Raw genomic sequence first — 26594 nt, forward strand, 5'->3', positions numbered from 1 at the left:
GCCAACGGGTGGCGCCCTGTACTTAGTGGTGTAGTGGCTCAAGGGAGTGCCGCTGAGCTTAACTTTAAGTGCAGCAACTCCGCGGCACTTTTACCCGCTATGGCACCCAGCACCACGGCGCTAAGCAGGCCGTTGCCAGAAAGATAGCCGCTGTCGTTGGAACCTGAAACACCGCGGGCGGCACCGCCTGCGGCGAACAGGTTGGGTAATGCTTGCCCATGGGTATTGAGTACCCGCGCGGTGGGGTTGACCTCTAAACCGCCCTGGGTGTGAAACAGCGCACCGGTGACCCGAATGGCGTAGTAGGGTGGTTTGAGCAAATTAGCAGGTTCAAAATGGCGGCCAAACGTATCGGGCGTTTGCTCTTCGGCATGCTGCTGCATCGCCGCAAAGGTGGTCTGCAGCGCTGTTAGTGGCAGGCCCAATCCAGCTGCCATCTCTTCAAGGGTGGCAAAGCTGCGTACCGCGCCGCTCTCTTGGGCGTTACGGTAATCCTCAAAGGCCTGGGCAGATTCCTGTATGCGCGCATCGAATAGATTCCAGGCTACCTGCTCCGGCTGCGCCAGCACTTTGGCTGCCTGTTCGGAGTAGCCGCCGTGCTCGTTTGAGAATCGCTTGCCGTTTAGATTGACCTGAATGCCGCCCTGCATCATCAGCGCCCAGCTAATCAAAATCTGGTGGGGTGTTGCCAGCGAGCCGTGGCCCTGGCATGCACCCAGATCTTTTGTACTGGCGCCCATGGCCTGCCCCCACAGCAGTGCATCGCCCTGGTTTCCCTCATGGCCGTAGTAGAGCGCGTGTTTGAGCGTGGGCAGATAGCGCTCTACCAGTTCAACATTACCGCCGTAGCCGTTGCAGGCCAGAATCAGCGCGTCGCAGCCAATGCTTTCGCGACTGCCATCCGGGCGCTCAATGGTTACGCCCCGCACTCGCTGAGTGTCATCAACGTGCAAATCCACTACTCGCGCCTGGGCCAAAATATCAATGCCTGCCGCTTCGGCGGCATTGAGCAGCGCCCCCATTAGCTCTTCACCGGTTCGCCGTGGCGTAGCATGCATGCGCAGGTGGCGGTGGCCGGGGTAGAGAAAGCCCTCCACCAGTTCAAAGGGCACGCCGTGCTGATCCGCCAGCCACTCGATGGTGTGGCCTGATTGAGTAGCGAGTAGTTCGACAATAGCTGGGTCTGCTTCAAAACCGTTCTTCTTTTGAATATCTTCCGCCATGGCTTCAGCAGAGTCAGTGACGCCCAAATTATGCTGAAAGCGCGTATTGGCAGCAGGAATAAAGCCTGACGACATCGCCGTGCTGCCGCGGGGCAGTGCATCACGCTCCAATATCGCCAGCTCTACTCCTGACTCTTGGGCGGCGAGTGCCGCCACCAATCCGCAGGCCCCTGCGCCAATAATCAACAGCGGCAGGTGGGCATCAAAGCTATCGTGGGCATAGGGAATAATTGCCATTACACCTGCTCCGCTGCATTTTGAAACGCATCAAGAATTTCGCCTGCTGGGGCTTGCCATACGTCTGGGTGGCCGCTGATATGGGCCAGCACTTCTTCCAGGCAGGCAATGCGATGGGGCTGGCCCACCAGCCAAGGGTGGAGGTTTAAGGCGAATAAACGACCGCCCTGCTCGCGAGACTCTTCCAACAGAAAATCGAAAGCGTCTTTCACCTGGGTCACCCAGGAATCTTCCGAGTGCAGGTTCTGGCTCATCACAAACTGGTCTTCGATCTCAGTGGCCAGCGGCATCATGGTCAAACTGCCTGTCTTGGTTTCACAAGAGTAAGGCATATCGTCGTTCACCCAGTCGGCGCAGTACTCAATGCCGTTTTCTGCCAGCAGGTCAGGGGTGTTGAAGCTTTGGTGCTTGGCGGGGCTTAGCCAGCCGCGAATAGGTTGACCGGTGACGCGGCGCAGGGTGGCCACAGAGCGCTTGACCAGCTCGGTTTCCTCTTCAATCGGCTGGCCGCCGTAGTGCAGGTGATCCATGTTCCAGCCGTGGGCGATAAATTCACCGCCGTGCTCTTTCAAACGCTGAACTAAGTAGGGCGTCTGCTCAGCCAACTGCGCATTCATCGCAAAGGTAGGCGTGATGTTGTGTGCCGCCAGTGCTTTGAGTACCCGATAGATGCCCACCCGGTTGCCGTAATCCCGCAGCGAGAAGTGGCGTAGATCCGGGTAGGGCATGGTCATGCCGTTAGGTACTTTAAACGGCTTGCCGCGCTGGTTCAGCGGGTAGAACTGCAGCGAAATATTGACCCACACCGCCAGGGTTTTGCCTTCGGGCCAGGTGACCGGCGCTCGTTCGCTCAGCATCGACCATGCATAGCGCTTATGGTCGTAGCCGTGGCGGCGGTAGGGGTAGTCGAGATAGTCGTCGTGAAGCGCCATAGCGTTACCCCTGTTTGCCTGCAGTGGTGGCCTGGGCCGCCATACTGTCGAGGGCGGCATCGTAATAGTTGGCCAAGTAGTAATCAGCAATCTCGCGGCCGGTAGCGACCCACACATCCGGGTGGCCGGTGATGTACTCCAGCGCCTCTTCGAACGCCTTAATACGATGCGGGCAGCTCACCTGATAGTTATGAGTGGGAATGCACATCACTGTGCCGGACTCCGCGCCCTCGGCATAGAGGCGGTCAAAGTGGCGCTTGAGCATGGTGGCGTACTGGCGCGGCTCTACTTTATTCACCGCGTAGACGATGGTGTCGTTCATCTCCAGCGAGTAAGGCATGGAGATAAAACGTTTGCCGGAGCGAACGCTGACCGGCGTCGGCTGGTCATCGTGGAAGAGATCACAGGTGTAAATCCCTCCTTTGTCACCGAATAACTCTTCGCCCACTTCGGCAAATAGATCCAGGGTGCGCTCTGAATGGGAAAGCGCGGGCGCCAGATAACCTGCACAAGCCTGGCCAGTATGGCGGTAAATGGTCTCCATGCTGTCACGGATCATTGCCCGCTCCTGGGCTTCGCTCAACCCATAGGTGTAGCGGGTGTTGTAAATGCCGTGGCTGAAAAACTCCCAGTCGCGCTCTTTGCACATCTGGATAATCTCGGGGTGGTGCTCGCACAGTGCGACCGAAAGTGACACCGAGCCACGAATGCCGTACTTATCCAGCAGGGTCATCTGGCGCTGGTGGCCAACCCGGTTGCCGTAATCGCGAATGCTGTAGCCGGGTACCGAAGGGTGCGGATGCGGCCAAGGGTTACGCTGGGGGTTCAGCGGTGGGTCGAGTTCGTAATACTCGATATTGGGTGCGACCCAGAAGGCCACCTTGGCGCCTCCTGGCCACTCGATTTTAGGGCGTTGGTCGTAGGCCCAGTAGTCGTAAACGCCTAGTGACTCTTTCATAACCGGCTCCTTTGAAACTTGGTAGTCCTTAGGTGTTGCCATTTAGCCATTCGAGTACATTGGCAACCGGCAGAACGTCGGCATACTTGAGATGCAGGTCGGTCAGGTTGGCGTAGTGATAGCTTTCGTGTTTATCCGCGACGCACTCCATGGGCACGATGGTGCGGTAGCCCCGGGACAGGCTCTCCACGGCGGTAGCGCGAATGCAGCCAGAGGTTGAGCCGCCGGTAATGATCACCGTATCGACCTGATGCCACACTAAAAGCGATTGCAGCGGGGTTTCAAAAAACGCCGAGGGCATACGCTTGGTGTAGATCACATCACGGCTGCGGTCTATCTCGCAGCGCTCGTCGAATTCAGCGCGTTCAGAGCCATACTTAATGTTTTGCAACGAATCAGGCGTATCGGTACGAGTACCCCAAACCCCGGCGTCTTCGGCGGAGTCTAGAAACGCCACGTGGGTCCAAACCACCGGCCAGCCTTTCTCCCGAAAACCGCGGGCCAGTTGGTTGGTGTACTCCAACTGCTTGGGGTCTGTTTCATAGGCGGTTTTGAAGAGATCGGTACGGGTATAGGCCTTTTGTGGGTCGACATTCACCAGCACCGCTTTGTTGCCAAAGCCAAAGGGTACCCGCTGAGGGTTGGCCATGACGTCGTTAAAAATCTCTTTCGCCGTTTTGTCGGTGGTCTGCATCGTCGTCTCCTGAATAGTTATTTATTCGCACTTATAAATATTGGGCACGGTTTGATGAGAGGCACTAGCGATTGTCGTACTGCTCGCCGAGCTCCAGCATCGCCTGGGTGCCTAAATAGTCGTTAAGCTGTTTGAAATCGAGCATTTGGTCGCGGAAGGCATCGGTGGTGCCATCCTGCTTAAGCGTGGCAAAGAAACGGCTGGCCATGTGGGTAATCGCCCGCACCAGTGCGCCGGGGAAAATCACCAGCGAGAAGCCTAGGTCTTCAAGCGCCTGAGCGTTCTGCAGCGGCGTGTCGCCGCCTTCGACCATATTGGCCATGATCGGCACCTTGCCTTTGAACTGGGTCATGATCTTGCTGATGTCTTCGTCGCTACGAATGCCTTCGATAAACAGCATATCCACGCCGGCTTCGTAATAGGCCTGGGCACGTTCGATGGCACTGTCGGTGCCTTCCACGCCAAGTGCATCTGTGCGGCCAATAATCAGCGTGCTATCGCTCGCCCGGGCATCCAATGCAGCATGCAATTTGCCGACCATTTCGCTTTTGGAGACCAGCGTTTTACCGCGCAGGTGGCCGCAGCGTTTGGGGTAAGTTTGGTCTTCAAGCTGAATCGCGTTAGCGCCTGCGCGCTCCAGCAGTCTAACGCTGCGCATCACGTTCATGGCGTTACCAAAGCCGGTGTCGCAATCCACGACCACGGATAAATTGGTGCGCTCGCGAATATGCGACATGGCGGTGCAAATTTCAGTAATGCTGAGCAGGCCAATATCCGGCCGCCCCAATTGGGTGTAAGCCAGGCTGGCGCCGGAAAGGTAGACCGTATCGAAGCCCGCTTGCTCAGCTAGGGATGCGCCTAACGCATCAAACACACCGGGGGCGACCACAATGGAGCTATCTTTCAGTTGCTGTCTAAGCTGGGCGGACTGTTGTGAAACTTGCTGTGAAGCCTGGTTTGAAGAGCGGTGTGGGCGTGTCATAGCGATCTCATCTGTTTTAAGTAAGCGTCAGCGGCGAATATGAGGCCACCCAGTTAGTGATACTTAAGAGCACTGGTTCTGTAATAATGGCTCTCAAAGGGCAGCAGCTGTGTTATTGATTAGCTGTCAATATGTATTATATATAATACATTTTTATGTCTATTATTATCCCTGCGTCAAGCCAGATTTGAATTTTTTAACCATTTCTAAAGAGAGGCGTGGATGAGTGAGGCACAACCCTCCGCGGTGGGCGGCACCAAGTCACACCGCATCTACCTGCTGTTGAAAGACGCTATTTTGAGTGGGCGGCTGCCAGCGGGCAGTAAACTGCCAGGCGAAAATAAACTGGCAGAGCAGCATGGCGTGTCACGCGTCACCGTTCGACGTGCGATGGAGGCGCTGCAAACGACAGGATTGGTAGAGCGTAAAGCAGGCGTGGGTACGGTGGTGCTGGAGCAGCCGCTGGACGCCACGGTGATGACTGCCAGCGTGTCTAACCTAATGCCCAATATGGTCAAGATGAGCCAGGCTTCTCAGGTGCGGCTGCTGGAGTTTGCTTATGTGCTGCCACCGGAAATGATTCGCGAGCGGTTAGGCATGGGGCCGAGTGGTAAGGTGCAGCGTTCGGTTCGTGTCCGCATGGTCGACGACAAGCCGTTTTCCCATTTGGTAACCCATGTGCCTGAATCGATTGCCCTGCACTACAACGAGATGGATTTAGCCAATACACCGCTGTTTGTTCTGTTGGAGCGAAGTGGCGTGAAAGTTGATCACGCCTCCCAATCGATTTCCGCCACTCTGGCCAGCCACGAAGTGGCGGAAGCGCTGGATGTTGCCGTGGGTTCCCCGCTGATTTCTCTCACCCGTGTGGTGTTTGATGAGCAGGGCCGGGGGGTAGAACATCTGGATGCACTTTACCGTCCAGATCGTTATCGCTTCCAAATTGATCTGGAGCGCAACGGCGAAGATAACTCCCGCTACTGGGAGCCCAAGGTAGGTGGAATGCCCACCAACGGGAAGGCTGAGTAGTGTGATTGGTTGATTTTTTAATGTATTAGATTTAATACAGATTTAAAATTACAAAAAATACATTTGACCTGTGTTGTGAAATTGCGCTAGTTGTATTGGGTGAGAACGATAAGTCTAACGAAGGCCGAGGCAACGAGCGACGACCATGAGTACCCCAACAACGCTGTTTGACAAAGTTTGGCGCGCCCACGAGGTTCACCGCAGTGAAAGCGGTCAGAGCCTGCTGTGGATTGACCGCCACTTTGTCCACGAAGGCTCCTTCCACGCGTTCAATAAGCTGGCTGAACGCCAGTTGCCCGTTGCACGGCCCGATTTAACCTTTGGTATTGCTGACCACTACGTACCAACGCTGACTCGCGACCTGGCAGGTGTTGCCGACCCCAAAGTGCGCTCGATGATTGAGCAGCTCTCCCACAATACCCAGCGGCATGGGGTGACGCTGTTTGGTCTCGATGACCCGCGTCAGGGCATTGTTCATGTGCTAGGCCCCGAGCAGGGACTCACTCAGCCCGGCATGGTGATGGTGTGCGGCGATAGCCATACCGCCACCCATGGCGCTTTTGGCAGCATTGCCTTTGGCATTGGCGCCTCGGAAGTGGCCCACGTGCTGGCCACGCAAACCTTGTGGCAGAGCAAGCCCAAGGTGATGCGGATTAGCGTCGAGGGCCAACTCGCCGAGGGCATCACCGCCAAAGATATTGCGCTCACCTGGATTTCGCGGCTAGGCGCCGACGGCGCACGGGGTTATGCCATTGAGTACGCTGGCGAGGCGATCCGCTCGCTCTCCATGGAAGCGCGTCTCACGCTGTGTAATCTCTCCATTGAAGGCGGCGGCCGCTGCGGCATGATTGCTCCAGACCAAACCACCTTTGACTATTTGCGTGACCGCCCCTGGAGTCCGAAAGGGGGAGCCTTCGAGCAAGCCTGCACCTATTGGGCCACGCTCTACAGCGAGCCAGGCGCCCGTTTTGATCTTGAAGTGACGCTGCATGCGGACGAAATCGCGCCGACGGTGACCTGGGGCGTCTCGCCCGAAGAAGCGCTGCCGATTGATCGCGCTGTGCCCGACCCTGAGAAATTGAGTGATCCCGCGAAAGCGCGCCAGGCTCGGGAGAGCTTGGCCTATATGGGCTTAACGGCGGGCCAAAAACTCACCGATATCAACATTGATCGGGTCTTTATCGGTTCTTGTACCAACGCGCGTATTGAAGATTTACGGGCCGCTGCGGCTGTCTTGGCAGGCCACAAAAGCCGCGTGCCCGGCGTGGTCTCGCCAGGCTCAACCCTGGTGAAAACCCAGGCCGAAGCCGAAGGGTTAGACCGTATCTTTATTGATGCCGGGCTTGAGTGGCGCCACTCCGGTTGCTCCATGTGCGTGGGTATGAACGGTGATTTAGTGGCCAGCGGCGAACGCTGCGCCTCGACCACCAATCGCAATTTCAAGGGCCGCCAAGGGCCTGGCGCGCGCACTCATTTGATGTCACCCGCCATGGTGGCCGCAGCGGCGGTGAGTGGGCGGCTAGCCGATGTGCGTACGTTAGCAGCGGGCGCTGATTCATCCGTTCAGGCTTCAGGAGCGCACTAATGCAACCTATTACCGTACTGGACACTCTTGGCGTTGCCCTTGCCGCGGCTAACGTGGATACCGATCAGTTGATTCCCGCGCGCTTTATGAAAGAGCCGCGCAGCGTTGGCTACGGTCAGTTTTTACTTTATGACGTTCGCCACGACGAGCAGGGCACACCGGACAAAGAGTTTATTCTTCATCGCCCTAATGCTGCCGACGCTGAAGTGATGGTCAGTCGCCGCAACTTTGGCGCGGGGTCATCGCGGGAAGCGGCAGTCTATGCACTGGTCGATTACGGCTTTCGCTGTGTGGTGGCGCCAAGCTTTGGCGATATTTTTGCTTCTAACGCCGTCAATAATGGCTTACTGCCTGCGGTGGTGGAAGAGGATGAAGCCGAGCGTTTGTTATCAGCGCTTGGCGATGCACCGGCGGCGATACACGTTGACTTAGACAAGCAGGTCGTCCGTGTCGCCGAAGTAGAAGTCAGCTTTTCAATTAGCCCGGTTTGGCGCACCAAGCTGCTTAACGGTTGGGATGATATTGATATGACCCGCCAGCATGCTGACACCATTACTGATTTCTCAGCACAGTACACGGCACAGTTCCCTTGGACAGCGGCTCAGCCGCCAGAGAGTACCCTTATCAGCAAGGGGTAGAAACGGCCTGGAAGTATATTGCTAACAACAGCACGCACGTTTGCAACAGACGTTTATAAGAAGGGTTAATAAACAGCAGCTTATAAAAACGGTTTAGAAACAAAAACGCTATAACGCAAATTATCTTGTGCAGGAGACAAACTAATGAAAAAAGTAACCCTTACCCTGGGCGTGCTAACTGCCCTGGCTTCCACTCAAGTGCTGGCCGTTGATCAAATTAACGCAGTGCATGCATTTCCCCCCTCGTTGATCTATACCCAGAGCTTTTTAGAGTTCGTCGATAAGGTGAACGAACGCGGTGAAGGTGTGGTGCAAATTAACGTACGCGGCGGCCCTGAAGTGATTGGCCTTTCCGAGCAGCCCGACGCAGTTCGCAACGGCGTGGTCGATATGGCCTACACCGCTGCGAGCTTCTACGCAGGTACCGTACCAGAGCGCGATGCCATGGTCGCCTCGAACACTAACGCTATCTACGCACGCGAAAATGGCGGCATCGACCTGCTTAATGAAATTCATCAGGAGAAGATGGGCACCTACTATCTGGGCTGGTTCGACAGCGGGGTCAGCTACAACTTCTACACCATTGATGAGCCCACCGTCGATGGCGAAGGTAACCTAAACGTTTCGGGCCTACGCCTACGCAGTAATCCGGTGTATGACGCCTTCTTCCAGGACTACCTGGGCGCTCAGCCAATCAGCCTGCCGACCACCGATGTTTACGCGGCCCTGGAGCGGGGTGTAGTGAACGCGACTGGCTGGACTCAAATTGGCCTGAAAGACCTAAATTGGGATCGTTTTCTTAACTATCGGGTTGACCCTGCCTTCTTCTCCACCGATATGGGGGTGATCGTTAACCTGGATAAGTGGAACCAGCTCAGCGAAGAGTCGCAGCAAATTCTTCAGGAAGTCGCCATTGAGCATGAGCGCGACAGCGCCGAACAACTGGCTGAATTAGCCAACGAGCAACAGGCTCAGCTTGAGGCCGATGGCATGCAGGTCATCACCCTGGAAGGCGAAGCAGCACAGCGATTCTCAGACGCTGCCCGGGATGCCACCTGGGAACGTATGCGTGGCCAGATGGAGCGCCACCCCATGGGGCTTGAGCACTACGATACGCTGATCGAAAAATTCAACGATCTATAGAAACGTAGGGGCGCCGAGCGGTCGAGCGCCCTATTTGTGTGGCTTATTTTCTAGGGTTTTTTATGCGCTACGCACAACGCGGCTATCTGCTGCTGCTCAACGGCATGGCCCTGCTGGCCGCCATCATGCTGGTTTGGCTGATGGTGGCCGTGGTGCTTTCGGTGGTGATTCGTAACTTAGGTCTTCAGCCCTCTGCATGGTTTTTTCTCTCCACCGAGTACGCCATGTTCTACCTCACTCTACTCGGGGCTCCCTGGCTGGTGCGCCAAAAAGGGCATGTGCATATTGAGCTACTGACCTCGGTGTTGCCGCCAGCAGCGCTAAATATCCTCAGCCGAGGGGTAGCGCTGCTCTGTGTCGTGGTGTGCGGCGTGCTGGCGTGGAAGGGGCTTGATCTGGTGCTGCTTAATATCGAGCGCACTGACTATGACGTGCGGGCTTTCTTTGTGCCGAAATGGATACTGACCATTGTTTTCCCCATCAGCTTTACCCTGATGGCGATCGAATTTGGCCGCTTTGTGGTGGGCCATGAAATTCTTCACAGCGGCGAAGCGGGGATTAAAGAATAATGGAATGGTACTTTGCACTCGCTTTCCTGCTCTCGTTGATTTTGATCTTTATGGCGATTGGCACCCCCATTGCCCTGGCCTTTTTGGCCGCCAATGTGATTGGTGCCTGGCACTTTATGGGCGGCCAAACCGGCATCTTGCAGATGCTCAACAACGGTTTCGGCGCACTATCCAGTTTTAATTTGGTGCCCATTCCGCTGTTTCTGTTGATGGGCGAGCTGTTTTTCCGCACTGGTCTAGGCATGAAAATGTTCAACGCTATTGACCAGCTAATGGGCAAGGTGCCGGGGCGTTTATCTTACGTAACAGTGGTGGGTGGGACGGCTTTCTCCACTCTCAGTGGCTCCTCCATGGGCTCTACGGCATTAATGGGTTCGCTACTGGTGCCAGAAATGGAGCGGCGGGGCTATAAAAAGAAAATGGCGATTGGCCCGATTCTGGGCACTGGCGGCCTGGCGATTATTATTCCGCCTTCTGCGCTGGCAGTGTTGTTAGCAACCTTGGCAAAAGTGGATATTGGCGCGCTGCTTATTGCCGGTATCTTGCCGGGGCTAACGCTGGCGGGGTTCTATATCGCGACCATTTTTATTCAGACCAAGCTGGATCCTCAGGCCGCCCCGAATTATGAGCTTGAGCCGGTGCCGCTGAGCGCGAAGCTCAAACTGATCGTGACCGATATTCTACCCATGCTCAGCGTGATGGTGATTATCGTCACATTAATGCTGATTGGGTTTGCCACGCCGTCAGAGGCTGCAGCCTTTGGCGCGCTAGGTGTGATTATCCTGGCGTTTATTTTCCGCTGCATGACCTGGGAGGCGTTTAAACTTTCGGTCACCGGGGCATTAAAAGTCACGCTGATGGCCTACCTGATCGTGTTTGGCTCGGCTACCTTCAGTCAGTTGCTTGGTTTCTCAGGCGCTTCGGGTGGCTTGATCGGCTGGGCGACCAGTTTCGATCTGTCGCCGATTCTGATGCTCCTGGCGATGTTTGCGGTGCTACTGGTGCTGGGCACCTTTATGGAGCAGATCTCTATCATGATGCTGACCGTGCCGATCTTTTTCCCGCTCGCCCAGGCGCTTGGGTTTGATTTGGTGTGGTTCGGTATCGTTGTTCTACTGGCGCTTGAAATTAGCTTCTCAACGCCGCCCTTGGGTCTTTTGTTGTTTGTCATGAAAGGGGTCGCACCGGCAGGTACTACCATGAGAGAAATATACTCGGCAGCGATTCCCTACATTCTTTGTTCGATGCTGCTGGTCGCAGTGCTGATAGTGTTTCCGGGCCTCGCGACTTGGTTGCCCAGTATGCTGCAATAGAGCTTTTAGCAAGAAAAGTGCAGGTAGTAAAAAAGAGAGAGGCTGCGGCCTCTCTTTGCGTTTAAGCGTTATTAGCTCTTACTTATTCCCAGGACGGGAATGGATCGGGCAGTTTCTTCCACGCGTTCATGCCTTGCAGTAGTTCCGCTTCGCTTATCAGGCAGCCATCCAGCGCTTCACGCATTTTATCTTGTTCCAGGTTCTGACCGATAAAGACCAGCTCCTGGCGCATATCGCCAAACGGCTCCTGCCACTTTTCCATAATAAACTGACGCGTTTCGGGATCCGTTGGCCAACGCTCTTCGGGAATCGCCTTCCAGAATATCCCGGCTGGGCAGTGGTGGGCGATGCCGCCTGCCTGGCTCCATTGACCGGCGGATTGGGGGCGAGTGGCGAGCCAGAAGAAGCCTTTCGAGCGCAGCAGGCCCTTACCAAACCACTCCTGGTTGAGCAGGTCATGAAATTTCTGTGGATGGAAGGGGCGGCGGGCGTGATAGGCAAAGCTGCCAATACCGTACTCTTCGGTCTCTGGCACATGCTCGCCGCGCATCTCTTTTAGCCAGCCCGGTGCCAACTGGGCACGCTCGAAATTGAACTTGCCGGTATCCAGTACTTTATCGAGCGGCACGCCGCCTTGAGTGATCGGCACCAGTTCCGCGTCGGGGTTCAGCGAGTGCAGGATAGCCTTCAGCGCCTCCAACTCTTTCTCATTGATCAGGTCAGTTTTGCTGATCAGCAGCACATTGCAAAACTCGATTTGATCGACCAGCAAGTCAGCGACATTGCGCTCGTCATCCTCGCCTAAGCTTTCGCCCGCTTCGGTGAGGCTTTGCGCTTCGCGGTACTGTTCAAGAAAGTTGGCGCCATCAACGACGGTGACCAGCGTATCCAGCCGGGCGACGTGGGAGAGGCTCTGGCCGCTTTCATCTTCAAAAGTGAAGGTTTCCGCCACGGGCAGCGGTTCGGAAATCCCGGTGGACTCAATGACCAGGTAATCGAACTTGCCTTCCCGGGCTAACTGGCTGACTTCTTCCAGCAGGTCTTCGCGCAGGGTGCAGCAGATGCAGCCATTGCTCATCTCTACTAAACGCTCTTCAGAGCGGTTCAGAGCAACATTACCATCCAGCGTCGACTCACCAGGGCCACCGAGCACCAGTGCACCGTCGATATTTACCTCGCTCATATCGTTCACAATGACCGCGACGCGGCGGCCTTCACGGTTGGCGAGAATATGATTAAGCACGGTGGTTTTACCGGCACCTAGAAAGCCCGAGAGCACCGTCACGGGCAGGGGAGAAAATGCGGTCATTGCTAGGGCACCTCTAAATGGGTTTATGTTATGTGATAATATAACAATTTAGATGCTTAGAGGAAGATTTGTTTCAGAGGAGGTCGAGTCAGTTTTCGTACAAAGCCTAGTGGATTTCAGCGCTTATATTGCGTTGGGCAATATCCACGTAGAACATCCGGCGAGCGCAGAGCTTGGTGTTTGGTGGCGCGGCCGGTGACACGTGTGCGCCATAAACGAAACGAGGCGGGTTTAAGCTGGTGGCGCATCACCTCAATCACATCGGGCTCGGCAAGCCCAAACAGCGTTTCGATCGCTTCAAACGGCGTGCGGTCTTCCCAGGCCATTTCTATAACGCGTGACTGTTCGTCATCGGGTAAGCGGCGAAAGCGCTTAACGGGGGCTTTTGGCATCGTTCACCTCAAGGTATGTTATTGGTGGGTATTAAGTCTGCGGGCAGTGTAGCGCTTTTTAATAGACCAGCGCAGCGCATCAATCACGATGAAAATCGCCAGGCTTACACCCAGTACGGGCAGAGCTACGCCAAGCGTGATAGCGACGAACAGCACGCCGAGTTGGGTCGTAAGCGGAAGCATTAGCCAGGGTTCAGTCACCGTTGGGAAGCGCTGACCACTCGCCGTGCGTAGCCGCCGCCACGCCATTACGTAACCCCATACCATCAGCGTCACAAGCCCCGCGGCGATCAACGCCAGCACTATTTGATTCGCGATACCAAACAGTACGCCCATATGCAGATCAATCCCCCAGCGGGTGAGCTTGGCGGCTAGTGGGAAGGTGGTAAAGTCGGTTTGATCGGTCACAGCCATGCTTTGCGGATGCAGCGCCACCTGGTCTACCTGCGTAGGCCACTGGCGATCAATTTCCGCTACCCGCCATGCCTCCTGGGAACTGCTCGGAGGCGTTAGTTGGATGCGCGCTGCGCTAAGCCCCGCCTTACGAGCAGCGCTCAGCGCCTGGTCAAAGTCCTCTAACGTGATAGACGTGGCCACCATTGCCATATGGCCGTGATGCTCAGCATGTTCATCGGCTACCTGGCTATCGGTATCGATCAGTGCCGTTGAGGCACTTGGCGTGCCCCAGCCCCAGGCATGACGAAGTTCCGCAATATTGCTCCCTGCCCACTGTGACCAAGTGAGCCCCGTTGCCGAAAAGAACAGCAACCCGAGGGAAAGCACTACGCCTAGTGTTGCGTGGCTCTGGCGTGTGGTGTGGGCGCCTGACAGTGCTTTCAGTGTGCGGCGTTGGCGAATCCACAGCGTTATGCCACCCAGCGCGGCAAGCCAAAGCCATGAGGCAGCCAGCTCACTATAGAGACGCCCCATCTCGCCCATTAACAGCTGGCGGTGAAAATGATCGATCGCGGTGCGCAGCGGTAAAATACCGCTGGTACCATAAACCGTCGTATCACCGGTGACTTTCAGGGTAATAGGGTCGACAAACAGCGCCCGATGTTCAGAAGGCCCCAGCCCTGGCTCGCTAAACATGAGTCGGGTGGTATCGCCTAAAGCCGGTGCAGGGCGCACCGCGCTGGGCAGGGTTGGTGCGCCCAGGTATTGCTGGGCCGTAGTGATCTGTTCGGCAAGTGAATGAGGCTCGCCCTGAGTAGCGCCATACAGGGTGTCATGGTAGAGCCACTCTTCAAGTGGTGGGCTAAGCAAATAAGCGATACCAGACAGTGCCGCGATAAGAATAAAAGGGCCGACGAAGAGGCCAATATATAGGTGTAAGCGGCTAAGCAGGGCAAAAAGCAGCTTGCCGGTGCGGTTAGAGGAGTGGGCTGTCATTGGCTTGAATCCGAGTGGCATCGGTAAATTAGCCAGACAGCTTAGATAGTTTAATTAGCAATCGCTAGCCTGTGCGTAGCGGTAAAAAGTCACACGCTTAGCGGCTAGACGGAGTGGGCTTGACGGCCAGGAGTGCACGGAATAGACCATTCATTAGCACCGGTTCGTCGTGGTGAATCTGAAACCCAGCTTCGCTGAGCAGTGGCTGTGCTTGGCGTGTAATGTCGGTGGCAAGTGCCGATGTGACTCCATTCAGAAGACGTCGGCCCGCACCCACAGATTGACCGTCTGGCTGGAACTTATCCATTACGCACAGCTGCCCACCGGGTTTTAACACGCGGTACGCTTCGGCAAGCCCTCGCTGTGGATCAGGCATTACCGCAATAATCAGATGCATGATGACGGCCTCAAAGTGCTCATCGGGGTAGTTGAGCGCCTCGGCATCCATCACACTACATTCCACATCGTGGCGAAGCTCCTCGGCTCTTTTTGCCGTGCGCTTCACCATGGCCGGAGCGATATCGGTGGCGTGCAATTCGATGTCATGAGGCAGAAAAGGCAGGTCTAACCCTGTGCCAGCCCCTACCAGCAGCACCCGCATACCAGGCTCCCAATCTACTTGTCCAAGCGCAATACGCCGTGGCCTACGAAACGCACGGGCGGCGACCGCATCGTAGAAAGGTGCGTAAACGGTGTAGCGAAGGCGATTCCACGCGGTGGTGTTGAACATAACGCCCCTTTGCAGCTCAACGCTGCGATTGCTGAATGCCGGGTGTCGACTATTTACATCAGACTACCTATAGCATGAAAGCAATCATTCAACCAATAAAGCGTGCTCATGTTGGATGATTTATTTTATATGGCTAATATTATCACCTTATCAAATTTATTGTGTGGGGTTTATGAAATAGCAAACATTATAGTGATCCTTTAGTTGATTTTTTGTAGTAATTTTTGATTGGTCTTAAAGTTGTAGAGATAAGATTTTGTCATTGTGTTTGATTACCCTTTTTGTAGGCGTGTAGTTAAGCTTTCAACAATATCGATAACTAGCTGTCGATCATTTTGATTTAAAGGCTCTAAAAGCTGTTTCATTCTGCTTGACTGATCATCGATATGAAAACTGGCTTGCCCAAATAACTCAGCTGCCTCGCAGTTGAAAATTTCAGCAAGCTCTATTAAGCGCACAATGTTGGGGATCACCCGCCCGCGCTCGATGCGCGAAACGGCTTCGTTACCAACACCTAGGCGCTCAGCAACTTCCTCTTGGGTCAATTGACTGCGAACCCGCTGTTTGGCAATTGCCCGGCCGATACTGCCTGCAAGCCGTTTCTGTTCTGTTTTATTCACAATGTCCTCCATTAGACCTAGATGGTTGAGGAACGACCTATTGACATGAAGGACTGTTTAGGTTGAATATCATCTTCTAAGGTTGATTTGGATGCCTGTAGTTACTTTTTGTTTCGTTTGGTTACGCCGTGAAATGTGTAATTAAGGGGTAATGATTTAATTGGGTAGCCAAAAAAAATAAAAAGCATAGGTGTGATAGGTGGAAATGCCCGAAGCTATAAAGCATATAACTGAGGGCAGCTTTAGTAGTGTAAGTTATCAATATGTTTTCAGTGTTAATGTTCAAGTTGCTTTGGTTGGTTGTTTGAAGGTTGTTTAAAAGCTTATGAAAGAAGATTGTGAGGTGTTGAATGTTGGGTGGTTTTTCTTTTGTAAGCTTTAGGCGTTTATAAACTTTAGTCGTTGATCGGTTACCGAATGGCGTTTATGCGGCGGATCGGTGCGTTTTTTTAAATACTGTTCAGCAAGAGCGGGAGAGAAGCTTGATGTGTAAATCCGAAGGCGCTTAATAACATGCTCCCTACTTCTGCACCAGAGATTTTTCGACAGTTGGCGGATAAGTTGACCTGCGTCAGTGAAGAGGGCTTTTTTCAACACCTTGTGCGATCCCTGACGGGTATCCTTGGCGTTGATCATGCCGTTGTTGAATATGTCGATAGCCGCCAGGGCACTGTGAGCACATTGGCAGCGTGGTCTCAGGGTGAGTTCATTGAGACAGCTCCGTATTCACTACAAAGCACGCCATGCCAACAGGTCGCGGAACACTCACGGTTGTTTGTGCCTGCTTCTGCTCGTCAGCAGTTCCCGGATGATCAGCGGCTGGACTCCCTGAGCGTTGAGGGGTATTTGGGTATCTCCATCGCAGCGCCTGGTGGCGGCTTTTTGGGGGCTATTGCGCTAATGCACTCATCCGTCCTGGAGCTTCCTTCTTATGCCGATGAAGTGTTACGTATCTCTGCGGCGTTGGCTGGCGCAGAGTTGGCGCGTCAGTTAGCAGAAAGCCAAACGCGCGAACGTCTGTTATATAAACAGCAGGCGTTGCAGCGCATTGGTCGACACAACACCGCCCTGATCAACACCATTAATGAGCAGCAACGCTTTCAACACGCCGTTGTTAGCTTGGCAACTGCGGTCTCAGCTGAGAATGGCGAAGCGTTTCTGCGCCGGCTAACCGCCCATATGGCCGAAGCGTTATCCGCTGAAGTGGGGTTTATAGCGCTACTGGACGAGCAGGATTCCGATATCGCGCATACCTTAACGCTGTATGTAAATGGTCAGTGCCAGGATAATTTTGCTTATTATCCTCCCGGCGTTCCTTGCCATAAGGTAATGGTGGAGCAAGAGTGTATCGTTCACGAGGGTGCCGCCATTAGGCTGCCTGCTGAAACCAACGGGGCGCTTTCGTGGGTAAACGGCTATGTTGGGCGGCGGCTGGATGATAGCCATGGTCAGCCGATGGGGCTTATTGGCGTCATGTTTAAGAAGCCGCTGGACGATGTGGATGTTGTGCGCAATGTCTTGCAGATATTTGCTGCGCGGGCCGCTTCAGAGCTTGAACGCCAACAAGACGAAGTGCGCATTCGCCAATTGGCTTTTTCTGATTCGGGGACTCAATTGCCCAACCGTGCTGCCTTTATGCTCCACTTAGAGCGAGTGGTCGCCGATACGCAGACCACTGAATTGGCGCTATTGCTACTGGATCTTAATCATTTCAAAGAGATCAATGATACCGCTGGGCATGACCTGGGCGATTTAGTCCTAAAGGCCGTGGCCGAGCGCTTTGCAGCTTCGTTGACGGAGGGACAGTATTTAGCACGCTTAGCTGGTGATGAGTTTGTGGTGGTTTGCCCTGGTGTTGAGGCAAGCAGCGCGTTAGCCACAGCTCAGCAATTGTGCGACAGTATCGCGCAACCGTTTATTGTTGAGCAACACTCCTTTGAGCTTTCTGTGGGAATCGGTCTGGCGCTATATCCTCAGCATGCGGCAATGCCATTAGAGCTGTTGAAACACGCCGACATTGCCATGCATCAAGCCAAGCGGCAAAAGCTTCCCGTATGTGTATTTGAACCCTGGATGGGGCGCGTTGTGGCTGAACAGTTGCATATCGCCAAACGCCTGGCGTCCGCCATTGCCGAAAAACAGCTGAGCCTGCACTTTCAGCCCCAGGTAGATTTGCACACCGGCCAGTTAATTGGCGCTGAGGCGCTGTGTCGGTGGCACGATGAGGAACTGGGTGACGTTTCACCGGGTAAATTTATTCCTATTGCCGAGGAGCGAGGCATGATTGTCGCGCTCGGCAGTTGGGTGATAGAGGAAGCCTGCAGGCAACTTGCCGCATGGCGAGAGCAGGGGCGCTCTATGCCTGGCCAGTTAGCGATTAATATTGCCGCCCAGCAGTTTGAAGAGGATGATTTGGTGACTGGCCTGCTCGGTTGCTGTGTCGACTTTGGCGTTGAGGCGTCACAACTTAGCCTGGAAATTACCGAAAGCGGTATCATGGAGAATCCTGAAAAAGCGATTGCTATGACCGAAGTGTTAAAGAGCAAAGGGTTAGGGCTTTCCATTGATGACTTTGGCACCGGGTATTCGTCGCTTGCCTACCTAAAGCGCTTCGCCGCCGATAAAATTAAAATCGATATCTCCTTCGTCCGCGATATGCTCACCAGCGACAACGACCGTGTCATTGTGGCAACGATCATTGCCATGGCAAACACGCTGGGCCTTGAAACCATTGCGGAAGGGATTGAGAACCAAAACCAGATTAACGCATTGCTTGCAATGGGCTGTGCCCAGGGCCAAGGCTACTACTTTGATCGGCCATTGGCAGCTAAAGAGTTTGCCCAGCGCTGGCTGCGCTAGGTAAGTAGGTCGTTTTTGCATTGAGCGTTTTTGAAGGGCGCCCACCAAACTGCTATCTATAATAGACAATAAGCTTAAGGTAGCGCCTGTTCTCCCGGTTCAACGAATCGAGCCCATTCTAATTTTAGCCTCAACCCTTTCAAAAAGCCCGGTTAGTCGGGGTGCCAAGTAGTCTAGACTCATGCTATACCTAAAACGTAACCTCATCTTCACATACGCTCGAGGTGCGCGCTTTAGGATGGTGAGAAAATCAAAAGGACGCATTTAGCTGATCGAATGGACTCTTTCGTATGTCGATTCGGCAAGTAAGCGAATTTGAATTTAGTCAAAGGATTGTACAGGAGCATGACGCTAAATGAGTGGATCGACCCGGTTAAGTAAATTTTCAAGCTGCAAAGGTTTTTTTTCAGTCGCCGTTCTGGGTGGCCTGCTGGTTGGAAGCATCCCTCTTGAGGCTTTTGCATTTGGCTTCGATGATGTCGCTAGAAAAGCAGAGGAACTAGCCCAGCAGGGCTACCGAGCCCCGGAAACATCTTTGCCTGATGAGCTGCGCGAACTCAGCTATATGGAGTATTCGCAAATACAGTTCAAGCGAGATCGCGATGTGTGGAGCGGTAAAGGCGCACCGTTCACCCTGAGCTTTATCCATGAGGGTATGCATTATGACAGTGCCATCCAATTAAACAGCGTTGATCAGGAGGGGGGGGTACATGGCTTTGCCTATAATCCGGATGATTTTACCTACGGTGATTTAGGCATCTCCGACGAAGTGAAGAATAGCGATGGCATTGGTATTGCCGGGGTCAGGATCAACCATGCACTCAATGAAGGTGATCGCAAAGATGAGGTGATGGTCTTTCTGGGGGCTAGCTATTTTCGCGCTATTGGTGAAGGGCAGGTTTATGGGCTTTCCGGGCGAGGACTTGCCGTTGATACAGGGCTACCTTCGGGCGAGGAGTTCCCTCGCTTCAAGGAAATATGGATCGTCGAACCTGGCCCGGAAAGCCAGTACTTGACTATTTTCGCACTGCTTGACTCACCTAGCGTGACCGGTGCATACCGCTTCGTGCTGCGTCCCGGAGAAGACACTATAGTCGACGTACAGTCGCGGTTATATTTGCGTCGGGCTGTCGAGAAACTAGGGATAGCTCCACTCACCAGCATGTATCTTTACGGCCCAGAGCAGCCCTCTTCGACACAACACTATATCCCGGCAATCCATGATTCTAATGGCCTTTTGATCAATGATGCGCAGAATGGCTGGCTGTGGCGCCCGCTAGCCAATCCGGCCAGATTGATGATGAATAGGCATGCAACACCTCAGTTACGCGGTTATGGCTTGATGCAGCGTGGCCACAATTTTAGCGATTATCAGGATATTGCCGCACGTTATGATCTGCGCCCAAGCGCCTGGGTCGAGCCACAAAACGAATGGGGGGCGGGTAGCGTTGAGCTGATTCAGATTCCGACTGACAACGAGACCAACGATAATATCGTCTCGATGTGGCTGTCTGATGAACCCCATGAGCCGGGAACACCGCTGGCATTCGATTACCGTATTACGTTCACAACCAATGAAAGCCGCCACCTTGATCCTCAGCTTGCCTGGGTTGAAGAAACACGTCGCTCACGGGGAGAGGTGATGCGCGATAACCTAGTGCGCGAGCCCGACGGGACACTCGCTTTTGTCCTCGATTTTATCGGGCCCTCGCTTTCCGGTATCGGCAGCGATGCAAATATGACCGTTGAGGCAAGCGTGGGCGATAATGGAGAATTGGCGACTAGCCGCGTTGTTCATAACCCAGCGACCAACGGTTGGCGTGTATTTGTCAATGTGAAGCGGAATAATGGCAGCCAGCCCTTGGATATCAGGGCCAAGCTAATGCTCGATGGCAAGCAAATGTCCGAAACCTGGTACTACAGGCTGCCTGCTAATGGCTGAAATGATGTCTTCATCGCAGGCAACGCCAACGGATATTTATTTAGAGCGCTTGGCGTTGGAGACCCAGAATCGTAAGGAGCGCTACAAGTTACTGGTCGGTGATCTTGATAAGCACGACATGGCGTCGCTACACGCTGCGTTGAGCGAGGATAGTGATGGGGATGGTAATTGGCAGAGAGGTTACAATAGTGATCCTGCAGCGCTGTCAGTAGGTCGGCGCCTGGCGCTTGCCTATGCAGAGCCGCCGCTAGCGCCGCCAGACGTGCTGTCTACGGACACCTCCGGTATTACCCGCCTGCAAACTGCGCCACCGATGAAGCGAACGCCGTTGGCGCCCCAGCAGTGGTCGACCAATCCTTTCGTGAATATTGGTCGCCGCTTCAAGCGCTGGGCAAATGGTGATTTTCGTCGGCGCAGAAGAGAGTCACCCTCCGCGTCCTGGAAGTGGGTCGCCACTAGGCGACGCTGGGTTTTGCTAGTGCTGATTTTCGGTCAAAGTATCATCGCTGCCAATCAGATGCGTACTGTCCTCCCTGGCCAGGGCCTGCAGTGGCTTGAGATAGCTATCCTGTCGTTATTTGTGTTGCTATTCGCCTGGGTATCCGCCGGGTTTTGGACTGCCTTGATGGGATTTTTCCAGCTATTACGAAGCCATGACCGCTACGCCATTGACAGCGAGGTGGGCGACGAGCCGATTGATGATGAGGCACGCACAGCACTATTGGTGCCAATCTGTAACGAGGATGTTGCCAGGGTCTTTGCCGGGGTGCGCGCCACCCTGGAATCCCTGCGCAGTACGGGTAATGACCGGCATTTCGACATCTTTATTCTGAGCGATACGTCCGATCCCGATATTGCCATTCAAGAAACCTATGCCTGGCTGGTGTTGTGTCGTGATCTGGATGCTTTCGGTCAGGTTTTCTATCGCCGCCGACAGCGTCGAGTCAAACGCAAGAGCGGTAATCTCGACGATTTTTGCCGCCGCTGGGGGGCGCTCTATCGTTATATGGTGGTGTTGGACGCCGATAGTGTCATGAGCGGCAAATGCCTGACGCGACTGGTGCAAATGATGGAGGTGCACTCCAGGGTCGGCATTATCCAAACAGCGCCACGCGCTTCGGGGCGCCTCAATCTGTACGCTCGGATGCAACAGTTTGCGACACGAGTGTATGGACCGCTGTTTACTGCCGGGCTCCATTTTTGGCAATTGGGTGAGTCGCATTACTGGGGCCATAACGCGATCATTCGCCTCGCCCCGTTTATGCAGCACTGCATCCTGGCGCCACTGCCCGGTAAAGGCTCGATGTCTGGGGAGATACTATCCCATGATTTTGTTGAGGCGGCGCTGATGCGGCGAGCCGGTTGGGGGGTATGGATTGCCTACAAATTGGAAGGCAGCTTTGAAGAAATGCCACCTAACCTGCTCGATGAACTCAATCGCGACAGACGCTGGTGCCACGGAAATTTGATGAACTTCCGGCTGTTTTTCTCGCAAGGCATCCACCCCGTCCACCGTGCCGTTTTCCTGACCGGTTTAATGTCTTATCTTTCCGCGCCGCTATGGTGTCTTTTTTTAGTGCTTTCGACCGCGCTTTTAGCAGTGCATACCTTTAGCACGCCCGACTACTTTCCTGAGCCGGGAATGTTGTTTCCTGTTTGGCCACAATGGAATCCAACCTTAGCGGTGGGGTTGTTTGGTGTGACGGCGTTACTGCTGTTCTTGCCTAAGCTGCTCAGCGTATTGCTGGTGTGGATACAGGGGAGTCGTCAATTTGGCGGGCCTCTCAAGGTATTGGAAAGTATGATTCTCGAGTCGCTATTCTCGATGCTATTAGCGCCGGTAAGGATGCTGTTTCACACCCGCTTTGTACTGACGTCATTGATGGGGTGGGCGGTTCAATGGCGCTCACCATCACGTGAAAATAGCGACACGACGTGGGGGGATGCGTTCCGCGCACATTGGAGTCAAACCCTAATAGGGGCTGTGTGGGCAGCGGGTGTTTACGTTATGGAGCCTACATTTCTGTGGTGGCTCTCGCCCATCGTCGTCGCTTTGATGCTGTCTATCCCGGTATCGGCACTGTCGAGCCGTGTCTCGTTAGGGTGGTTCTGCTTTCAAAAGCGGCTTTTCCGGATCCCCGAAGAAACACAGCCGCCCCGTGTGCTGCGGCGCATGGTGAGGTTGCTTTCCCACATGAATACCGGAATGGCGGCGCCGTCTTTTGCCCAAATGGTGGTAGATCCTGTGCCGAATGCGTTGGCTACTGCTTTAGGCACATCACGGCATACCGATGCCGAGCCAATACGCCAACGTCGGGCCGAGCGGGTTGCACGCGGAGTCAGGATGGGGCCTGCGGCAATGAGTAAGCTGGAGCGTTTGGATTTTCTAGATGACCCGGTGATGATGTCGCAACTGCACTACCACATTTGGGAAGACAGCAAGGCACATCACAGTTGGTTTGACTGTGGTCTGCCAGGCCGTGAATCCAAGCACCTCCCAACCTTTAACTAGGCAGACGCTCTTTTTTTAGCTACTCTCGCATTTAATCAGGCTGGCTGAGAGGCTGGCTTGTATTTGCCGCTATTCACTGACTCGCTCATAACGTTTTCGCACTGAGCGTTTGCGATGGGCTCTCTCCGAACTGCTGCTTGTAGTCGTGGGCGAACTGTCCCAAGTGCCAAAAACCCCAGTAGGTGGCTATTTCCGTGACCGATTGTTGCGGAGATGCCGCCCGCAGCGCCCGGCGCACGCGGTTCAGCCGGGTCAGGCGTAAGAACTGTAGCGGGCTGATGCCCAGGATGGTGGTGAAGCTGTACTGCAGTGTGCGGCGGCTAACGTGGGTAAGCTGACAAAGCTCCTCCATCGTCACGGGGCCTTCCAGATGCTCATCCACGTAGCGCTTGACGCGATCAACCACTTCCTTGCGATGGGCATAGCTGGGTGGCAGCTCAGCACTGGGCTGCTTGACCTGCAATAACTCCAGTAGCGCCATCAGCAGAATGTCTTGATGGATATGGCTGGCGATGGACAGCGTCTGACTGGTGAGTAGACGTTCAATGAGGAACGACACGGCGCGCAGGGTGTCACCGGCCGCTTGGCGACGGGGCATGGCGTGCCAGTGTGTATCCAGGCTGACCCCCTGCCGCTTGGCTGCCGCCGTCAAGGCGGGCAACTGGATCACCAGCCCATAGATGTCGAATCCTTCCGGCGTCACCAGTTCAAAATCACGTCCACCCGGGCGGCACATCACCTCGCCCGCACTGAGCGCTTGTCCATTGATGCGCGAGCCTTGATGGGTAGTGGGAATACCGATCCACAGCGACTCAGGCCATACCCGGCAGTCCTGACGTAGCACTTGCCCGGTATGCTCCTTGAAGACCTGCATGGTTTCCAGTGCCACCTCATCCAGCCGCCCGTAGAAACTCCCTGGGCTGAGCTGATCGTACTCCTGTTGCCATCGCGTCAGGTTCTGCGCGTGCTCATCGGCATCAAAGGCCTCTTGAATGCACCTTGTTGGTGCAAATGAGCTGTCGAGCGTGGTCATGAAGCGCTCCTCGCAGTGATAAGTTGGCTAATCATAATTTATGTAACGCCTTAACTTTTTGTATTTACTTGAGTAAAGCGAAAGTTAGTGAGTTTGCCAAAACTTGATACTCCCTCTCTATTGATAACGCTATGGTGGAAACAAGCAAGTTTTGTACTTCAGCGCGATGTCAACGCGATCAACAACAGCCATCGTAATAAAAAAGGATAGCCCCATGGCGCAGACCTATCACACGACGGTGGGGAGTCGCAGCTATCGCTTTGCATGCCTGGCAGAGCTGATGGCTAAAGCCACGCCGCCCCGTTCAGGCGACCGTTTGGCCGGAGTAATGGCGGAGAGTGCCGAAGAGAGGGTGGTCGCCCAGATGGTACTCGCCGAGCTCCCGCTTACCACTTTTTTGAATGAAGCCCTGATTCCATACGAAGAGGATGAGATCACTCGGCTGATTATCGATGACCATGACGCCGACGCTTTCGCCCCCATCCGTCACCTCACCGTCGGCGATTTTCGTAACTGGTTGCTCTCCGACCACGCTACCAGTGAGGTGTTAGCAGAAGTAAAAACGGGGATTACCCCCGAAATGGCCGCTGCCGTCAGCAAGCTGATGCGCAATCAGGATTTGATTCTGGTGGCCAAGAAGTGCCGGGTCACCACCGCTTTTCGCAACACAATTGGCCTGCCGGGGCGGCTTTCCACTCGGCTTCAGCCCAATCACCCCACCGATGATGTGACCGGCATTGCGGCCAGCATTCTGGACGGCCTGCTCTACGGCAGTGGCGACGCGGTGATTGGCATCAACCCAGCGACGGATAACGTTGCCCAGAGCGTCAAGCTGATGCGCTTGATGGATGAAGTGATCCAGAAGTATCAAATCCCCACCCAGTCCTGCGTGCTTACCCACGTAACGAATACGCTGGAAGCCATAGAGCAGGGTGCCCCGGTCGATCTGGTCTTCCAGTCGATCGGCGGCACTGAGGCCACCAACCGCAGCTTTGGCTTCGACTTGAGCACCCTGGCCGAAGCCGAAGCGGCGGCGCAGTCGCTCAATCGCGGTACGGTGGGGCGCAACGTGATGTATTTCGAAACCGGCCAGGGCAGCTCGCTTTCTGCCGACGCTCACCACGGGCTCGACCAGCAAACCTGTGAAGCCCGCGCCTACGCCGTTGCACGCAAGTTCAAGCCCTTGCTGGTGAATACCGTGGTGGGTTTTATTGGCCCAGAGTACCTGTTCGATGGCAAGGAGATCACCCGTGCAGGCCTTGAAGATCACTTCTGCGGCAAGCTATTGGGCGTGCCCATGGGCTGCGATGTCTGCTACACCAATCACGCCGAAGCCGACCAGAATGATATGGATAACCTGCTCACGCTGCTCGGCGTGGCGGGCTGCAACTTCATTATGGGTATCCCAGGCTCTGACGACATCATGCTCAACTACCAGACGACTTCGTTTCACGACGCGCTCTATGCACGGCGGGTACTGGGGCTGAAGGCCGCGCCGGAGTTTGAGCGCTGGCTCGAAGAGATGCAGATTTTCCAGGATGTTAGCACCCACCGGCTCAATGACCAGCTGCCCGCCGCCTTTGCCAACAGCCTGCGCCACCTGCCCAAGGAGCCTCGCCATGGCACATGATCCATCATCACCCATCGTGGTGGAGAACCCCTGGGAGCGGCTGAATGCCTTTACCGATGCGCGAATTGGACTGGGGCGCGCTGGGGTCAGCCTGCCGACCAGCAAATTGCTGGCGTTTCAGTTGGCTCACGCCCAAGCACAGGATGCGGTTCATTGTCCGCTGGATATGGAAGCGCTATCCACCGAGCTGACCCAAGCTTTGGATTTGTCTGAGGCACCGCTGCGCCTGCACAGCCATGCTCGGGATCGTGCCATGTACCTGCAGCGGCCCGACTATGGCCGTCGCCTTAACGACGAGACCCGTGAGCACCTGCAGAAAGCTGCCGCGTCCCAGCAGCGCTATGACCTTGCGATCGTCGTGGTCGATGGGCTTTCTGCGTTGGCTGTACAGCAAAACAGTGCTCCGTTTCTTGGCGCGCTTTATCAGATGCTGAGCAGCGATGCTGCTGATTGGCAGCTAGCACCACTGACGCTTGTCGAGCAGGGTCGGGTGGCGATTGGCGACGAAATTGGCGCACTGCTCAATGCCGACGCCGTGCTCGTCATGATCGGCGAACGACCGGGGCTGAGTTCGCCGGATAGCTTGGGGTTGTATATGACCTGGGCGCCCGAGCCGGGGCTCAAGGACGATCGACGCAACTGCATTTCCAATGTGCGTCCGGCAGGTTTGCAGGTGGAAGAGGCCGCCAGACGCTTCTTTCTGCTGTTAAAAGAGGCCCGTCAGCGCAAATTGTCGGGCGTTAAGTTGAAAGACCGCAGTGAAGACGATGTGCTGGAAGGTGACTCAGCATCAGGCTCGACGCGTAACTTCCTGGTGGCGGATTAACGTCACCCAAAAAGCGACAACCTATAACAACGATCACACAACAAAA

22 protein-coding genes are annotated in these 26594 nt (G+C 54.8%); 11 read left to right on the forward strand and 11 right to left on the reverse strand.

What is annotated here, in order from left to right:
* Positions 1–38: 38 nt before the first annotated feature.
* The 5 genes from YERSI8AC_RS02665 to YERSI8AC_RS02685 all read right to left on the reverse strand — a co-directional run bounded on the left by YERSI8AC_RS02665 (position 39) and on the right by YERSI8AC_RS02685 (position 5026).
* Positions 39–1460: an FAD-dependent oxidoreductase gene (locus YERSI8AC_RS02665; RefSeq protein WP_022520130.1), complete on the reverse strand. Its 1422-nt coding sequence runs from the start codon at positions 1458–1460 to the stop codon at positions 39–41.
* Positions 1460–2392 (reverse strand): polysaccharide deacetylase family protein, encoded by a 933-nt coding sequence (locus YERSI8AC_RS02670; RefSeq protein WP_022520129.1) that lies wholly within the window; start codon positions 2390–2392, stop codon positions 1460–1462. The genes YERSI8AC_RS02665 and YERSI8AC_RS02670 overlap by 1 nt, the downstream gene beginning before the upstream one ends.
* 4 nt (positions 2393–2396) lie before the next feature.
* Entirely contained in the window at positions 2397–3350 is a 954-nt protein-coding gene (locus YERSI8AC_RS02675) for a polysaccharide deacetylase family protein (RefSeq protein WP_022520128.1), read from the reverse strand.
* Positions 3351–3378: 28 nt separating this feature from the next.
* A complete protein-coding gene (locus YERSI8AC_RS02680) occupies positions 3379–4044 on the reverse strand; it encodes an isochorismatase family protein (RefSeq protein ID WP_159176015.1) in 666 nt (221 codons plus the stop codon).
* A 64-nt stretch (positions 4045–4108) separates the two neighbouring features.
* Positions 4109–5026 (reverse strand): isocitrate lyase/PEP mutase family protein, encoded by a 918-nt coding sequence (locus YERSI8AC_RS02685; RefSeq protein WP_159176016.1) that lies wholly within the window; start codon positions 5024–5026, stop codon positions 4109–4111.
* 222 nt (positions 5027–5248) lie between these two features.
* On the opposite strand from YERSI8AC_RS02685, the gene YERSI8AC_RS02690 reads away from it, so the two are divergent.
* The 6 genes from YERSI8AC_RS02690 (at position 5249) to YERSI8AC_RS02715 (ending at position 11303) form a co-directional block, all read left to right on the forward strand.
* A complete protein-coding gene (locus tag YERSI8AC_RS02690) occupies positions 5249–6055 on the forward strand; it encodes a GntR family transcriptional regulator (RefSeq protein WP_159176017.1) in 807 nt (268 codons plus the stop codon).
* Positions 6056–6200: 145 nt separating this feature from the next.
* Entirely contained in the window at positions 6201–7640 is a 1440-nt protein-coding gene (gene leuC, locus YERSI8AC_RS02695) for a 3-isopropylmalate dehydratase large subunit (protein WP_159176018.1), read from the forward strand.
* The gene (gene leuD, locus YERSI8AC_RS02700) at positions 7640–8278 is read left to right on the forward strand and encodes a 3-isopropylmalate dehydratase small subunit (protein WP_159176019.1); all 639 of its coding nucleotides are present in this window, start codon (positions 7640–7642) and stop codon (positions 8276–8278) included. Before leuC ends, leuD begins: the two co-directional genes overlap by 1 nt.
* Before the next feature lie 144 nt (positions 8279–8422).
* The gene (gene dctP / locus YERSI8AC_RS02705) at positions 8423–9421 is read left to right on the forward strand and encodes a TRAP transporter substrate-binding protein DctP (protein WP_022520121.1); all 999 of its coding nucleotides are present in this window, start codon (positions 8423–8425) and stop codon (positions 9419–9421) included.
* Between the two features lie 62 nt (positions 9422–9483).
* Positions 9484–9990: a TRAP transporter small permease gene (locus tag YERSI8AC_RS02710; RefSeq protein ID WP_138800442.1), complete on the forward strand. Its 507-nt coding sequence runs from the start codon at positions 9484–9486 to the stop codon at positions 9988–9990.
* Complete coding sequence (locus YERSI8AC_RS02715) at positions 9990–11303, forward strand: TRAP transporter large permease (RefSeq protein WP_138800443.1); 1314 nt, start codon at positions 9990–9992, stop codon at positions 11301–11303. The genes YERSI8AC_RS02710 and YERSI8AC_RS02715 overlap by 1 nt, the downstream gene beginning before the upstream one ends.
* A gap of 82 nt (positions 11304–11385) precedes the next feature.
* Here YERSI8AC_RS02715 and zigA read toward each other — a convergent pair whose 3' ends face one another.
* The 5 genes from zigA to YERSI8AC_RS02740 form a co-directional block, all read right to left on the reverse strand.
* Positions 11386–12612, reverse strand: coding sequence for a zinc metallochaperone GTPase ZigA (gene zigA, locus YERSI8AC_RS02720; protein WP_159176020.1), 1227 nt, complete (start codon positions 12610–12612; stop codon positions 11386–11388).
* Positions 12613–12728: 116 nt separating this feature from the next.
* The gene (locus YERSI8AC_RS02725; RefSeq protein WP_138800445.1) at positions 12729–13004 is read right to left on the reverse strand and encodes a TIGR03643 family protein; all 276 of its coding nucleotides are present in this window, start codon (positions 13002–13004) and stop codon (positions 12729–12731) included.
* Between the two features lie 18 nt (positions 13005–13022).
* Complete coding sequence (locus YERSI8AC_RS02730; RefSeq protein WP_159176021.1) at positions 13023–14396, reverse strand: PepSY-associated TM helix domain-containing protein; 1374 nt, start codon at positions 14394–14396, stop codon at positions 13023–13025.
* 97 nt (positions 14397–14493) lie between these two features.
* Positions 14494–15126 (reverse strand): class I SAM-dependent methyltransferase, encoded by a 633-nt coding sequence (locus YERSI8AC_RS02735; RefSeq protein ID WP_159176022.1) that lies wholly within the window; start codon positions 15124–15126, stop codon positions 14494–14496.
* A 272-nt stretch (positions 15127–15398) separates the two neighbouring features.
* The gene (locus tag YERSI8AC_RS02740) at positions 15399–15758 is read right to left on the reverse strand and encodes a helix-turn-helix domain-containing protein (RefSeq protein WP_081742548.1); all 360 of its coding nucleotides are present in this window, start codon (positions 15756–15758) and stop codon (positions 15399–15401) included.
* A 501-nt stretch (positions 15759–16259) separates the two neighbouring features.
* On the opposite strand from YERSI8AC_RS02740, the gene YERSI8AC_RS02745 reads away from it, so the two are divergent.
* From YERSI8AC_RS02745 to mdoH, 3 genes are all read left to right on the forward strand, one after another.
* Positions 16260–18605, forward strand: a complete 2346-nt coding sequence (locus tag YERSI8AC_RS02745; protein WP_159176023.1) for a putative bifunctional diguanylate cyclase/phosphodiesterase — start codon at positions 16260–16262, stop codon at positions 18603–18605.
* Positions 18606–18960: 355 nt separating this feature from the next.
* A complete protein-coding gene (locus YERSI8AC_RS02750) occupies positions 18961–20547 on the forward strand; it encodes a glucan biosynthesis protein G (RefSeq protein ID WP_051052184.1) in 1587 nt (528 codons plus the stop codon).
* Positions 20540–23059 carry a glucans biosynthesis glucosyltransferase MdoH gene (mdoH, locus tag YERSI8AC_RS02755; protein ID WP_159176024.1) on the forward strand — a complete coding sequence of 840 codons (2520 nt, stop codon included), beginning with the start codon at positions 20540–20542 and terminating at the stop codon, positions 23057–23059. Before YERSI8AC_RS02750 ends, mdoH begins: the two co-directional genes overlap by 8 nt.
* Positions 23060–23144: 85 nt before the next feature.
* Here the strand turns inward: mdoH and YERSI8AC_RS02760 are convergent, their stop codons facing one another.
* Positions 23145–24092 (reverse strand): helix-turn-helix domain-containing protein, encoded by a 948-nt coding sequence (locus YERSI8AC_RS02760; protein ID WP_159176025.1) that lies wholly within the window; start codon positions 24090–24092, stop codon positions 23145–23147.
* A 214-nt stretch (positions 24093–24306) separates the two neighbouring features.
* Between YERSI8AC_RS02760 and YERSI8AC_RS02765 the strand changes: the two genes are divergently transcribed.
* Both YERSI8AC_RS02765 and eutC read left to right on the forward strand, forming a co-directional pair.
* A complete protein-coding gene (locus YERSI8AC_RS02765; protein WP_159176026.1) occupies positions 24307–25722 on the forward strand; it encodes an ethanolamine ammonia-lyase subunit EutB in 1416 nt (471 codons plus the stop codon).
* Entirely contained in the window at positions 25712–26548 is an 837-nt protein-coding gene (gene eutC, locus YERSI8AC_RS02770) for an ethanolamine ammonia-lyase subunit EutC (protein ID WP_159176027.1), read from the forward strand. Before YERSI8AC_RS02765 ends, eutC begins: the two co-directional genes overlap by 11 nt.
* Positions 26549–26594: the final 46 nt, after the last annotated feature.

The organism is Halomonas sp. 113 (assembly GCF_904067645.1).
Classification (GTDB): Bacteria; Pseudomonadota; Gammaproteobacteria; order Pseudomonadales; family Halomonadaceae; genus Vreelandella; species Vreelandella titanicae.

Coding starts and splice junctions, on each gene's coding strand:
- YERSI8AC_RS02735 (WP_159176022.1), bottom strand. CDS start 15,126: ATGTTCAACACCACCGCGTGGAATCGCCTTCGCTACACCGTTTACGCA.
- YERSI8AC_RS02710 (WP_138800442.1), top strand. CDS start 9,484: ATGCGCTACGCACAACGCGGCTATCTGCTGCTGCTCAACGGCATGGCC.
- leuC (WP_159176018.1), top strand. CDS start 6,201: ATGAGTACCCCAACAACGCTGTTTGACAAAGTTTGGCGCGCCCACGAG.
- YERSI8AC_RS02730 (WP_159176021.1), bottom strand. CDS start 14,396: ATGACAGCCCACTCCTCTAACCGCACCGGCAAGCTGCTTTTTGCCCTG.
- mdoH (WP_159176024.1), top strand. CDS start 20,540: ATGGCTGAAATGATGTCTTCATCGCAGGCAACGCCAACGGATATTTAT.
- YERSI8AC_RS02670 (WP_022520129.1), bottom strand. CDS start 2,392: ATGGCGCTTCACGACGACTATCTCGACTACCCCTACCGCCGCCACGGC.
- YERSI8AC_RS02680 (WP_159176015.1), bottom strand. CDS start 4,044: ATGCAGACCACCGACAAAACGGCGAAAGAGATTTTTAACGACGTCATG.
- YERSI8AC_RS02725 (WP_138800445.1), bottom strand. CDS start 13,004: ATGCCAAAAGCCCCCGTTAAGCGCTTTCGCCGCTTACCCGATGACGAA.
- YERSI8AC_RS02750 (WP_051052184.1), top strand. CDS start 18,961: ATGAGTGGATCGACCCGGTTAAGTAAATTTTCAAGCTGCAAAGGTTTT.
- leuD (WP_159176019.1), top strand. CDS start 7,640: ATGCAACCTATTACCGTACTGGACACTCTTGGCGTTGCCCTTGCCGCG.
- dctP (WP_022520121.1), top strand. CDS start 8,423: ATGAAAAAAGTAACCCTTACCCTGGGCGTGCTAACTGCCCTGGCTTCC.
- YERSI8AC_RS02715 (WP_138800443.1), top strand. CDS start 9,990: ATGGAATGGTACTTTGCACTCGCTTTCCTGCTCTCGTTGATTTTGATC.
- zigA (WP_159176020.1), bottom strand. CDS start 12,612: ATGACCGCATTTTCTCCCCTGCCCGTGACGGTGCTCTCGGGCTTTCTA.
- eutC (WP_159176027.1), top strand. CDS start 25,712: ATGGCACATGATCCATCATCACCCATCGTGGTGGAGAACCCCTGGGAG.
- YERSI8AC_RS02760 (WP_159176025.1), bottom strand. CDS start 24,092: ATGACCACGCTCGACAGCTCATTTGCACCAACAAGGTGCATTCAAGAG.
- YERSI8AC_RS02685 (WP_159176016.1), bottom strand. CDS start 5,026: ATGACACGCCCACACCGCTCTTCAAACCAGGCTTCACAGCAAGTTTCA.
- YERSI8AC_RS02740 (WP_081742548.1), bottom strand. CDS start 15,758: ATGGAGGACATTGTGAATAAAACAGAACAGAAACGGCTTGCAGGCAGT.
- YERSI8AC_RS02665 (WP_022520130.1), bottom strand. CDS start 1,460: ATGGCAATTATTCCCTATGCCCACGATAGCTTTGATGCCCACCTGCCG.
- YERSI8AC_RS02765 (WP_159176026.1), top strand. CDS start 24,307: ATGGCGCAGACCTATCACACGACGGTGGGGAGTCGCAGCTATCGCTTT.
- YERSI8AC_RS02675 (WP_022520128.1), bottom strand. CDS start 3,350: ATGAAAGAGTCACTAGGCGTTTACGACTACTGGGCCTACGACCAACGC.
- YERSI8AC_RS02690 (WP_159176017.1), top strand. CDS start 5,249: ATGAGTGAGGCACAACCCTCCGCGGTGGGCGGCACCAAGTCACACCGC.
- YERSI8AC_RS02745 (WP_159176023.1), top strand. CDS start 16,260: ATGCTCCCTACTTCTGCACCAGAGATTTTTCGACAGTTGGCGGATAAG.